Raw genomic sequence first — 13,668 nt, 5'->3', positions numbered from 1 at the left:
CTGCATTTTTAAACTATAGTCTGAATGATACTCGCCACTTCTTACATTCTCGTGACAGGGATGGCCAAACACAAATGACCCACAAGAGGGTCACCTTTTTCAAGATGTCCTTCTTATGGGTCACAGTTCAATCGAATCAAGTTTTTTGAATTTTTAAGTCCAGCAATCGTTTCTGAATATTAATGGCGACATTCGCCATTTGGGCGCGAGTCAACTCCGCGTCCGGACGTATGGTTCCATCGCCGTAGCCTGCGAATATTTTATACTTCACACCTAATGCAAGCGCATTCCTTTCCGATACGGACAACGCTGCAACATCTGTAAACGGCGCCAGCCATTCATTAACCTCCGCCGTGGATAAGGTTGTATTTACTCCGGCAAGCTTTAGCGCGGCAGCCGCAATTTGAACGGCGGATTTTCGCGCAATATTGCTGCTTGGCGGCGATGCTGTTATCCCCTCCGTTAAGCCCTTGCTTTCAGCCGTTGCCATTGTTTGGCCAAACCATTCATTGGTCGTTGTTATTGCGTCGGGATTGACAGCCAAACCTAAAGTGCGCATAAACATGGCCATCGACTCGGCAACGGTAACGCTGTCGTTCGGCCTGAACAAGCTGTTATAGCCGGAAACAATAAGCCGGTTTGCTGCCTGCTCGACGGATCCTGCATACCATGCCGATGATTCAACGTCGTTGAATGTTTTGTTTACCGCGACAGGGAAATAATCTCCGTTACTGCTTACAAGCAACGTAACGGCGCCCGTTGCGCGGTCAATTACCGTAGGGATGGGTACGACCGTTCCGTCGCTTTCCATATACGCATAAGTCGCAACTTTAGCTGCAACTGCGGGAGAAATCGTTAACGATACCGGCTGCATGGCTTCCGTGCTCCTTAGCGTAATCGTGCTGGCAGGCCCGGCAACCGTAATAGCCGCGTCCGCTTTTGGAGCGTCCTGCGCAATTTGTTTCTGCCTCTGAGTCGACGTTCGACTAACGGTCGGCGTCGTGCTTGGCGCAGGCGTTACAGTAGGCACCGGGCTAGGGGTCAGGGTAGGCGTCGGGCCTGTTCCGCTTGGCGGACCGCCATTATTTGTGCCGGGATCCGGCGTTGGCGCATCGATAACTGCAACCGTTGCCGTACCGCTCTTTGTGATATCAACAGTCGACGTTGCTGTTATGGTAATGGACGACGCTGTTTCTGCTGCGCTGACCGTAACGATTCCGTCAGAGCTGATTGTGGTGCCGGCGTTAAGCGCGACATTGCCCTCAATCGTCCATGCAACCGTTTGCGCCGGATTGTTTGTTCCTATAACCGACGCTGTAAATGCCTTTGTACCGCCCTTCTGCACCGTCGCGGTCGAAGGTGAAACGGTCACTGATGTTACGGACGTGGCGTATGGCGTCGCAGTAATCGCCAATGTCAGTGTAACCGTTGTTTGCGGCGTACCCCCTTCCTTGCTCAGGGTTACTGTAAAGGTGTAGCTGCCGTCCGTTCCTCTCTCGTCGCTCTCCGTGCCCGCGACCGCCGCCGTAAACGTATCGTCCGCAACCGTTGCGGTCACGCCGTATAAATTCAGGCTTCCGATGATCGTTTCCACTGCCGACTTCGCCTGAGCAATGTCGCCTACTTCCGCCTGTTCTGCCGTATAGGCTGCGCTTTCCACCGCAGTCTTGGCGGCATCGATGGCCTGATCGACCGGTATATCGACCTCATTAAGATTAACAAGATAATACACGTCTTTTCCGTCCATGCGGCTTATTCGCACAACTGCGGTTTTTTCGTCGGCGGTCGCTTGAATAATGTCAATCTTTGCGCCTGCGGCTATCGAATCCGAGCCGAGCGTCGCCGCAACTGTCGGAAGCGGATGATACGCCGCCACATCCAACGTGTAGTTTTTGGTGCCAGGGTCGAACTCTGCAACCGGCACGCCGTCGACCGTCAGCGTCTCCAGCACCATCAAATCAGCGAGATCGTCATGCAATTCGCCAATGACGGCGAAGTCCAAAAACTGCATCGGGCCCGGCGAAGATCCGCTTACAGTTCCAGGCGGACCGGTGACCGACGGGAAGAAGTTAAGCTCGTTTACGACCATTACATACCGCGCCGTAATCGGCTTGCCGTCATTGTTGGCTAAAACATCGGTTGCCCGGCGCCCCAGCGTGTAGTTGGTTCCGAGAGTGCCGCCTTTTAAAGCCTCTTGGGTCAATGGATTCCAGTTTGATGCGGCGGACGTGCTTTGGCTATTGGCGTTGGCAGGCTGGCGCCCGCTGCCCGCAAAGTAATTCCATGGACCGCTGTATCCCACCAAATTTTCGACGCCAAAAGGATTTTTTGTCGGCCAGTTGTTAGCCTCATAATACTGGCGATCCGGCTCCGGTTGTCCGGCCGCGAGCGCCGGATCTAGCGGGTTATAGAAGTTATTGTAGGATTCTATAAGCGACTCATAGGCTTCCGCGTCGTTTGTCCACCAGGCGGAGCTGTTCCTTGAGCGCCCGGGAGAGCCCATCGTGCCAAATTCTATTTCGATGCGCGAAATATCGATCTGCCTGCCCAAATCCAGGGCAACCCAATAGCGCCAAGGGGTTCTGCCCGCGTTCATCTCAAACGACGAGCCGCTTTGGAAAAACGCGTACCCTTCCGAAGTCGTCATGGAGGTGCGGTCTTCCTCAAGGACGTTCCCCTTCGGAGCCTCCTCGTTATGCGAAACGATTTTGATATCCGCGCCCATCACGGCTTTACCCCAATCATGCACCGTGGAGTTGTTGATTTCGAAGTACGGCTTGTAATAATCGGGATAATAATTGTCGGGGGCGGCGGGTATCGCGATGCCTGATGCTTCCGACGGCTGCAACTCGCCTAAAATTCTGTAGGTGCCCGGGACGGTCGGCCTGTAGCCGGACGTATCCCACTTGACCGGGACTTTAACGGTATGGCCGTTGGATAAGGTGACGTCCAGTTCGTCCTTCAGCGTTAAGTCTGTAACCTTGGTGCCCAAAGACACTTTCATCTGGTTTTGATGCTCCCAGCCCATGATACGCAGGTTAAGGTCCCTATCGGTTGGCTTGTACCCGTTCGGGAACACGTATGTATCCCGGTCGCGCTTGATAATCGCGATGTCCGCCATGTAAATCGTCGAGGACTGCCACTCTTGGCGGCCAGTGCCCGTGGCGGGGAAGCTGCCGTAAATGCCCCACTTGGAACGCCCGAAATTGACGTTGTTCCCCTGATCGTCCTTCAGGGTATTGTAGTTTCCTTCCCTGTATACAGGTCCGGGGCCGGACGGGTTGGGTGCGGGAAGCTGCAGCTCCGTGTTGCGCCTTAACATATCGGCTTCATTAAGCGTTCCCTCGCCGAGCAGCTCGCCTGTATCCGTATCGGTTACCCTTACGTAGAGATGCCCGAAATCCGCCGTTTCGGTTGTCAACTCGATATCGATCCAGCGGTCGACGAATTCTTCTTTGGACAGCGTAAGGAAGGTCCCCGTGTTAGTTCCCCCGGCGGATTGCATGCCGCTCGGCGTCGAATTGTTGCGACTGTGTTCGAATGACAGGGTGCCGCCTGCTCTAAGCCCAATGCCTACAGTCGGAGATCCGTTGGCGTTGCCTTTGGCCTCCTTGATCTGATAAATATAATTGTAGTTGTTGGGAGACCAGGTTCCTATGGCGTTGGCACCGACCTGCTTTTGCCGCTTCACCGTTTCCGAGGGAACCAGCAGCCGCCAGAAATGGGTCGTCACCGTTCCCGGACCGTCATTGGCGACGACGTTGTCCGGCGTGTAATTGGTTTTCATCTCCAGCCGCTGGGTCGTGCTGCTGGCCGCGCCGCGGTCTCCGTCCTCATGCCCGGGAGCGGCGGCAGGCGCGTCGAACTTGTGGATACGGATAATATCCGACTGGAGTTTATCGAACCCGGAGATTTTACCGGCTTTGGTCATCGTGCCGTCGTATTTGACGTCCACCCCGTAGGCGTCGATTCTGCCGTCGGAATTGTCCTTGGCGATCGTCTGCACGTACATGTTATCGCCGTACCAAGCGAGCGGGATCTCTCTGTCATCCTTTGGCAGATCGTTCGAAACGCCGGCGGGCTTGAATTTATTGATGTCGTTTGCCGTATGGACGTAGACATCCGGTCCCCAGAACGAGTCGTACCAATCCTTGCCGCTATAGGAGGACGGCTTCATCGGCGCCTCAATGGAGTTTAAGCCGGTGTCTCCATAGCCGATATAAGTGGAGCCCCAAGTGTCCATACCGTGCTCGTTCGCGCGGATGTTCATCGGCGCGACCAGCTCGCCCGGCTTATTTATGGCCTCGGTTTCCCCGCCTTGGACGCTTCGGGTTAATGTAAAATCCGATAAGGACTGTATGGTTACAGTGATCGTGTATCTCCTTGCGTTTTGACCGTTTGCAACGTCCAGGTAATAGGTTCCGCCTGTCCAGCCCGGCACTACTCGATTCCCTTGCGAATCCTTTAGCCCCAGCTCGTAATCGCCATCGTTAATGCCGGCAAGACGGACGATTTCGGCGCCGCCGCTCTCATAAACCTTGACGGTCGAGCCCGCGTTGACGACCGGGTGCAGCATCTGATAAAACGTGCCGTACGGCAAATCAATCGTAATGGTGCCCGTGGTTCCCGATTTGGTTACCGCCTGGCCTCTGTACGGCTTCGTGAGCACCACGTCCAAAGGATCGTCCGGATCGAGCGTTTGGTTTGCCGCAGTCGAGTAGATATCCGTACCCGCTGCCTGGACGGTTGCACCGGGCAACACCATGCCGCCGAAAACCTGAAAAACAAGCGTTAATGTAATCAGAAAACTAATCGGCGTCATAAAGATTTTCCTTTTTCGCATGTTATCGTTTCCTCCTCCATAATAGGCTTTTTCATCCAAACCAACTTTGTATCAAGGCAATGTTCAAAATCTTTTGTAAAGCGCTTTCAATCTCTTTTCCAGTATATTTTGAACCTTGCGGGGTCACAATGGACTGCGTTTGTATTCGTTTGTCATTTTTTTAGAATACTAATCGGCGCGGTCGCCATAAACAGCCTTCAACGTGGAAAGACGCCTCCCGCACCACGATTAACGTGATACGGGAGGCGTCTCTTTTTGCCCCGTTCTTTAACTCATGAACAACCGTTAAGTTCTACGAAACGGCAGCCTTCGGAACATTACCGCTTCTCCTCGATCGCTCCGATATCCGTCAGTACCCGCAGCAGCATAACCGCCGTCTGGGCTCGGGTCGCCTGCCGCTTGGGAGCCAGTTCAGTGCCGCTAACGCCTTGCACCCAACCGTTGCCGACCGAGATTGCGACCGCCTCCGCCGCCCAGCCGGATACCTGATCTCCGTCCGCGTAACGCCGCAGCACGGCGAAATCCGGCGATTTTGCATCGCTCTCCAGCAACAACTGCACGAAGCGTACAATCAGCACCGCCAGCTCCTCGCGCGTTACCGGATCGTTCGGACGGAAGCTCCCGCCCGCTCCCTTTACCAATCCCAGCTCATAACCCGCTGCTATATACGAGGCAAACCATGCTCCAGCGGGCACATCGGCGAACAGCGCGCTTCCGCCTTTATCCGAAACCAACGCTTCCGCACCGCCGTTCCCCAGCAAATGCTGGACCAGCAGCTTCACAACCTCGGCTCGCGTAATCGCCCGATCCGGAGCGAAACGATCCGCCGATGTGCCGTCGACAAGATGCCGGCTGACCAGCACCTCGACATCGAGCCTGCTCCAGTGGTTGTCGAGATCCGCAAAGGTACGATCGTACAGCATGACGGCGTATTCGCCCGGTTGCGCAACGGTCGACGCTACCATACGCTGCCGCGTATCGACAATGCCGCCGACATAACGCCATCCTCCCGGCGCCGCGGCATCCTTGCGGTACAAGCCAAGCTTGCGCGCATCCGCTTTGCCAAGCGGCTTGCTCCTATATTGCAGCGCCAGCCGGAACGGCTTCGCAGGCACGGCATCTTCGGTATCGATCACATAGGCATCGGAGACGGGCTTGTAGCGCTGCGATGCCGACGGTTCTCCAAGAGGATTTCGGGTTACGACCAGCCGCGTACCTTCCGCGAACACGCCCGCCCCCGCCTTCAGCACGAACGACCCGTCAAAAGCGGCATATTCGCCACCTTCGGCATCCATCTGCCATTCCTCCGCGTCTTCCGAAGGAGTCGGTTCCGGCTCGCCGCCCGGAGCCGAACCTCCGCCGCTTTGGCCGCCTCCCCCGCCCCCGTCCGTTGCTGCGGCGGTGCGCACCTTCAAGTACATGGGACTTGATACATTCCCGCTTCCGTCAACCGCCGATACAGCAAACGTATAATCCGTCGACGGCTCCAGTCCTTCAATCGCCGCCGTTCGTGTACCGGCAACCGCTTGCGTCTCCCGAATGAGGGCAGGATTGTTGTCCGGCGTCCATACGATCGAAGCCGACGACATCTCTCCCGGCTGGCTCGGCTCCTCCCAAGCGAGCTGCACTTTTCTTGCTTCCGTTGCCGTCGCCTTCAATCCCGCTACGGGAAGCGGTGGCGATACATCAACTTCGTCGCGCGCCCCCGCAAGTCTGAGCAATGCCGGCTCCGATTCATTGCCCGCCGCATCGACCGCGATTACTTGGAAATCGTAATCCGCCGAAGGCGACAACCCCGTTGCCTCTGCCCATTGCCGCTCCCGGCCGATCTCCAGCGGTTCGCCGCTGTACGACGTTTCCTCGGCCTTTTTCCACCAGAGCTTCACCGCCGCGAAATCGCGATCCCCGGGCCGCTCCCAGACGAGGACGGCGCCGTTATCGCCGGTCAGGCTGCCGTTAAGCCCGCTTACCGGCGCCGGAGGCGTCGAATCTTCGACGATCGCCGTTACGGCATGCTGCACATTATCTCCAAGAGGAACGCCGGCATAGCTGAATATGTCGCCGCTGATGACGACCGTATAGAGAGCCCCGTCGGTCAACGCCGCATCCGGCGTAAACTCGGCGGCCATTGCAAGCGTTCGTCCGTCTGCGGTCTCAGCGTCAACAGGGCTTACCGTTCCCTGCACGCTTGCTCCGCCGGCAGCCGTCAGCGTGATCGCATCGTCCGCGAGCGACTGAATATCGATCGGCTTCGTAAAGCCTGCCAACACGCCGCCGCCCGGCACAGCCTCCAAATAGGCCACTTCAGGCGGCAAGTTCGACTCCATCCCGATGTTGACGTCAAAGTGAGGCGGCGGAACTTCCAGCTCGTCGCTATACGTCGTTGCATACCCTTCCTTCTCGTATTTGACCTTCCAGCGGCCCGGCGGAACATCCCAGCCATACCTTCCCTGCCCGTTCGTCCAATGCGGATTCAGCTGCTCATACCATTCCGCGTCCCATATTTCCCAAACGCCGGTGTCGGCGTTTTGCTGCAAGGCTGTCGCTTTGACACCCTCCAGAACATTGGACATCATGCCCTCGTAGACGAAGCCGCTCGGGTCCCAAATATAGCTCGGCTCCGCTACCGGCGGATCGTAAGGTTTCACCTTGCATTTGTTCTCCTTCAGGTAACGCTCCAGCGTATCCAGCTCTTCGGCAGCCAGCTCATCCAGATGCAAACCGATTTCGTACGTAATGTACCAGAAGCCGATACCGGGCAACCCGGCTCCCTTTACCGTGCCCGCTACGCCTATAGCGGTTTTAAACGCTTCCTGCATCGCAATCATGGCGCGGACCTCTTCCGCGAAGCTCGTGTAATACTCTCTTGCCTGCGCATCGCACAGCCTTCTCGCGTCTTGCGCGGCTCGCTTCGCCCGTTTGAACAAATTGCTGTCATCGTCGAGCCCTTTGGCGTTTACGACCACATCTCTTGCGCCGAGCAGTTGATTCACCGTTGTAACGCCAACTTCGAAGGTCGTTTTGACGGCCGGCGCGTTCAACAGAGCCAACCGGCGTTGTCCGGCCGCGTCTTCGTTAGCTCCATCCGCCTTCGCCGAAGGCAGCTCCGACCTTGGAATGGTGACCGTAACAGACATGCTGGCGCTGTTGTTATGCCATTGCCTGCGAACGGACACATCATACACGGGCACTCCCGTCCGCTCCACCCGGCGCTGCTCCGCCTCCGAAGGCGTGAAGCTGTCGATCATGGAGCTTGAAGCTCTTACCGTCGCGTCAAGATCGTCCGACAAGCTCACATCGGCATACACGCCTCCCGCAGGCACAACCGTGCCATCCGGCTCTTGTTCGCCGCCCGCTGCGGCCCGTTGCAGCTCGAAATCCTCATAGGCAACAGGCACAATAAAACGCAGTTCGTCTTCCGTAGGTTCCTCCGTTTCCGATATGACGGCATCGGGCTTCTTGCGGTAAGTGACCCATACCGGTCCCAGATTGTAGGATGCGGGAACAACCGCTTCGTATCCATCGCCCTTCCGCGTCGCCGATACCGACCGGTCGCCGAGATGCACTTCAACATCGTATACACGTTCCGGGCTGCGAAATTTCATTTGAAAAATAAACGGATACGACGGAATGACGACGTACGGGAATACCGCTACGCCATCATCCGGCCGGAACGTCACCAGCCGGCCGTCCGTTTGCCGCATCGCCACCTCCGCAAGTCCCGGATCGGAAGGATCGTAAGCGACAGTGGTCCCCTCGCCCGCCAGCATCTCCCCTTGCCAGACAATGCCAACCCTCAGCCGATGCTTCTTCCTGGCATTCTCGACCAGTACGACAGGCAGGCTCCATGTACCGAAGGAAGATGCGGTCGTACGTCCCAACTCGGCAGCCCCATCGTATACGATCACCTCCGCTCCCGCCGGAGCGGTGCCGCTCACTTCAATGTCCGGTTTCGTCGTCAGCTGCGGCGCGCGAATCGTTGCAGGCGTCACTTGCAGCAGAGCCATGCCGATAATGGCCTCTTGCGCTTCCTCTCCAAGCTTGTAGCGAATGCTCGCCTGTATGGGGAGATCCGGCTGCGCAAGGGATGATCCGGCTTTCAGCTTTAGCTGGAATGCGCCTTTCTGGCGATACGCAATATCGCCGAGCGGTACCGATACCGTCGTTCCGTTAAGCACGGGAGCGACGGGATTGCCGTTCAGCATCGCTGATCCCGGCAAGATCTCGACCCCCTCCGGCAGCTTGAGCACCAGCACGGCATCCGTGGCCGCTTTCGCATTGTATTGCGAATGCTCGTAGAACGCCCGAAGCGAGAGACGCCCTTCCGGCGTCGTCCATTCCGACGATGCATGCAGGCCGTTGAGGGTGAAATCGCCGAACACTCCCGGCTTCCGCAGCTGTATGACGCCAAGCTCGGCGGTATCGCCAGGACGCGCATGAAACTCGACGATCGCAAACTCGCTGGATGCGCGGATAATCAACCGTTGGCTGCCGGTAGACGCCACGGGCAGCGTGAAGCGGGAGTACCCCCGTTCCATGTTCAGCGTATGCCCGGTCATGCTATTGTCCTCGTTGCGGTACAAAGACGCATTCGCGGAAGTGACCTCCCGTCCGTTCGAGTCGACTAACCTGAACTGCGCCTGGCCTCCGGCGTTTTCCAGCCGAAGCTCTACTTCCCCCACTCCGTCCTCGCCGATTACGGTTTCATTGCATGCTTTCGGCAGCTTTGCTTCCACACCGTCCGCACATACCCTTACCGTGTCGCCCGCGACCGCCTCCACGATTGCGGGCGGCCCGTGATTCGTTATAGCAGGCGTCGACTTAATGCGATAATGAACGCCGCTTGACCAATCCACCTCCAGCGGTCCTTGCCATCCTCCGTCTATTTTCGCATACAGCCGGATGTTCAGCTTCGCTTGCTCCTTCAAATGCAGATCGGCCTGTGCAGGCTCAGATCCACTCGCCAGCACGGTTACTCGCGGCGACGCATATCCGCTGATATGGTTGCCCGTTGCGCGCAAGACCGCCTCGCCTTCCGGCAAGGACAACGTGTATGCGCCTTGCGCGTTGGCGTTTGCCGTATAGGTCTTGGACGCTCCGTCCAGGGCAACGGTCGCCGTCACGACGGAGCCTGCCGCCGGCTTGCCGTCAAGCGCGTATACCCGGCCGGATACAACGGCCTCCGGTCTCCTGCGGAACGCCGTATCGAATGCGAGCTCCTTGCCCGCAACGATCAGATCGATCCATTCGGCGATAAAAGCCGGATCCTTCGGCATCAGCTTCACGCGGAGCTCCTGGTCGGGCACGGCTGTCAATGTCGCGTTTAACGCTCCGTAGCTGGAGCCGGACAGCACGGCATTGCCGCTGCCGTCGCGCACTTCGTAGCTGTATTGTCCCGCTCCCGTGGCAGAGCCAAGGAGACGGACGGCAAATTCCGGCGACAACGTCACGATGGCCGTGCGGCCCGGCGGAGGCGCCTCACGCTTGATGGACAAAGGCGGATTCTCCCGCTTAATCGGCCTGCTCGAAATGGTATATACGCCAGGCAACGGCGCATTGAGCCTGTATGTCAGCGACTCCGCATCGATGGCTGCGCTGGTCCAATGATTTCCCCAATCGTAATCGATGGCCGAAGCTTCCAATGCCCCTCCCGCCAATTCCTGGTGCCAGACCGACCGTGCGGGCACATTCAACCGAACTTCGAAGCGGCCGGCAATCTCTTTGTTGACCGGATAAGGCGCTCGAAGCCAATTTCCATCTATCTGAAGCAGTACGGAATCGATACTTGCGATACCCTCCGTAATCAGAAAAACACCCTCGTACTCCCCCGCATTTCGCTCTGCGAGATCGATAATCCGCGAAGCTGGCCCCGTCTTCTCCTCCGATATCCACTCCGTATAGTCGATCCGCGCCTTGAGCGCGAGCCCGGGCTGGCTGCGCACCTTGACGACAGCATCGGAATCAAGCACCGGGAGCATGAGTTTCTTGCTGCCCGCCTGTTGCGAATAGTCGATCCGGAACGACAGGACCGTGTTCGCCAGACTTCGCAAAGGGACTCTCAGCACGGATGGGCCGAGCGTCAGCGTGACGGTCTGATCCCCCGCGGGAATATAATCTCTCTCCGGAAGCACGCTTACGACAATTTCATCGCCAGCGTAATGCTCGCCCGGCAGAACCGCCGCTCCGCTTGCATCCGTCACTCCTTCGTGGATAATCCGGCCGCCGTCCTTCTCCTTAAAGACAACCGGTATCGAAGCCAGCGGCATCCCGGTCCGTTGATCATCGACCTGTACTTTCAGCGACGCGGGGAACACCGGCGTCAGCTGAACCTCGGTCCCGCTGCCGCTGCTTACAGTCACGCCATCCCTGCTTGCGAGCAGCAATCCTCCTGTCTTGCTGGCCATCGCAAGCCGTACTTCTCCTGGCTGCAAGTACCGCTCGTAGCGCGTGACCGCCGACTCCAGCGGGATGAGGGTGCTGCTTCCCCCGACCGTAAACATCAGGTTGGCCGCGCCAAGCAAATCGGCTCGATCCGTCGCGATTTCCACTACCAGCTTGCCCGCCACATGAACCGGAAGATTGGCTGCCGTCCTCGCCTCGTCCGCGCGATCCTTCGGATACGCGATGATGCGGTCGATCTGCGTCATGCCTTCTTTGACCTCGAAAACGGCTCCATAATAACCCGGCGCCGTCTCGATTAGCTCGACTGCGGCTTCCCTGGGCACGGCTTCTCCGTTGGCGCCTTCCGTCACCGTCCGGTAATAGACGATCGCCTCCACGTTCAGATCCCGTTGACCGATCGCCTGGATCGCTACTTCCGTGTCCCACTTCAACAGCCCGTCGACTTTTCGGTCTTCCGCAACCGACCAGCGAACGCTTTCGATCCCTTCTGCAGGGGCCTCGTCGCAAGCCTCGAAACATACGCTATAAATGCCGTAACCGGAATAATTGCTTTCGCCGCGCAAGTACACGGCCTTGCTCCCGTCGCCGCTCAAGCCCACTTGCGTGGTCGACTCGCGAAGAGCCCCTATCTGCCGGAAGCTTCCCTCCTGCACGTCGAACCTAACCGCTCCGAATGGGGATCGGATGGGCAGCGGGGCTTCCGTCGGGTTAAGGATTCGGTAATCAAACGCCACATATCGCCCGTCATCCGATAACGAAGGAGTGCCCATATAAGCGCCGATATTGCGGTTCTCCGCCCACGCCACCGTATGTTTGCCCGTCTCCCGGTCATACAGGCCTACCTGCTTCGCCACTTTGTCGGTATACGCCACATAACGTCCGTCCGCGGACACGGCCGCCGCGCCGATGGAAATCTCGCCGTTTTCCGTGTCGTTATTGCGTATCGGAACAGAAGCCGTCTCACCCGTATCCGTATCGTACAGATACAAGCGGCTGATGCCGGCGCTCGCCCCGCCAGGCGCAAGCTCGGGGGCCGCGGTGACGAACGCCGCGTATCGCCCCGCCCCGCTTATGGCCGCCGCGCCGCTCAGTTGCGACAAATCCCCGCCGTCCGCCTGCTCGCTGATCCGTGTAATGCGAATATCGCTCCAATCGGACAAATCCGCCACGAAGACGTCCTGAAGCCCGTTGGCGTCCCCCGCAGTCAAAGCGCCGGAGGCCGATTCGAACAGCAGCTTGCCGCCATCGTCGCTCAGCGACAAACCGTACAACCGCCCGGAAGCCACCGCCGCTACACGCACCGCAACCTCATTCGTCCGATCGTACACATACAGAGAGATTTCCGTCCGATCTTCATTGGAATCTTCATAGGCAACGAATCTGCCGTCGCCGCTGACCGCAAGCCCTTGATCGATATACGCCTTGTTCAAATTCCCGATCACTTGCTTCGTGCCGGCCGCAGCGTCGTATACAACAATGCCGTCCCGATCCGGATGCCCGGAGTAATAAACGGCCGTGCCGCCGTCCCGGCTTATTGCCGGCAAGGTGTAGACTTCTTCTTCGCCGCTTTCGATTGCCGTCAAGTACCGGTGAGAAGTCGCGGCATGGACCGGGAGCGGATCCGAGCGGTTCCCGGCTTTGTCGATGGCATAGAAAACATAATCCACATATGCCGCCTCGGGCAGGCCCGCCTCAAAAAATTGCCGATCCGCCGTTTCCGTCACCAGCGTGCCGTCTCGCCGCTCCAGCCGGTATCGGTCAATCGACGCATCCGGAACGTAATTTCCATGCTCGTCGACCCGGTATGGCGGCTCCCACTGCAGCATCACTTCATTGTAAGCGATGTTGAACCAGCGGATATCCATACTGTACGCATCCGGCTCCGTCAGGTCGACCTCCACCGTCGCCTTGTCGGACAACGCGCTCCTCTCTCCGCCCAGCTCCGCCGCCGCGGCAAGCTCGTAACGCCCTTCCGAAAGCTCCAGCGTCATGCCGAATCTGCCGTCACCAGACGCCTCCACCGCATCCGTCGCGACCGGGGTTTCGCCTGGCCGGTTGTAATAGACGGTGACGGTCGAGCCGGGCGCCGCCGTTCCGCCAACCTCGAATGCCCGCTCGTTCGTAAACTCCGGCAGCGGGTCGATGATCGGCGGAGCAATCCCCGTGCCCGATTGACCGTCGTCTGCCGCCTTCACGCCGCCTCCTGCAGGCAGAACCACTTCAAACAGCAGAGCCGCCGCAAGCACGCATGCCATCATTTTCCTGAATATCACCTTTGCCTCACTCCTCTCGCCCTCCGTTATCCATTCGTCTCACAATTGCATACAGAATAATCCAATTGTAAGAGAAGGCCATCGGCTGCAATAGTTACAGGCCGTCATCACTTTTGTCACCGATGTCACTATAGTCCCAGACCGGCGCGC

2 protein-coding genes are annotated in these 13,668 nt (G+C 58.0%); both read right to left on the bottom strand.

Features of this window, described 5'->3' with window-relative positions; all coding sequences use genetic code 11:
* Positions 1-136 precede the first annotated feature (136 nt).
* Positions 137-4,843 carry an S-layer homology domain-containing protein gene (locus tag B1748_RS00230; RefSeq protein ID WP_087565853.1) on the bottom strand — a complete coding sequence of 1,569 codons (4,707 nt, stop codon included), beginning with the start codon at positions 4,841-4,843 and terminating at the stop codon, positions 137-139.
* 317 nt (positions 4,844-5,160) lie between these two features.
* The gene (locus tag B1748_RS00225; protein WP_087565852.1) at positions 5,161-13,518 is read right to left on the bottom strand and encodes an S-layer homology domain-containing protein; all 8,358 of its coding nucleotides are present in this window, start codon (positions 13,516-13,518) and stop codon (positions 5,161-5,163) included.
* Positions 13,519-13,668: the final 150 nt, after the last annotated feature.

The organism is Paenibacillus sp. MY03 (assembly GCF_002165585.1).
GTDB lineage: Bacteria > Bacillota > Bacilli > Paenibacillales > Paenibacillaceae > Pristimantibacillus > Pristimantibacillus agaridevorans.
This window is presented reverse-complemented; position numbering and strand designations above follow the sequence as displayed.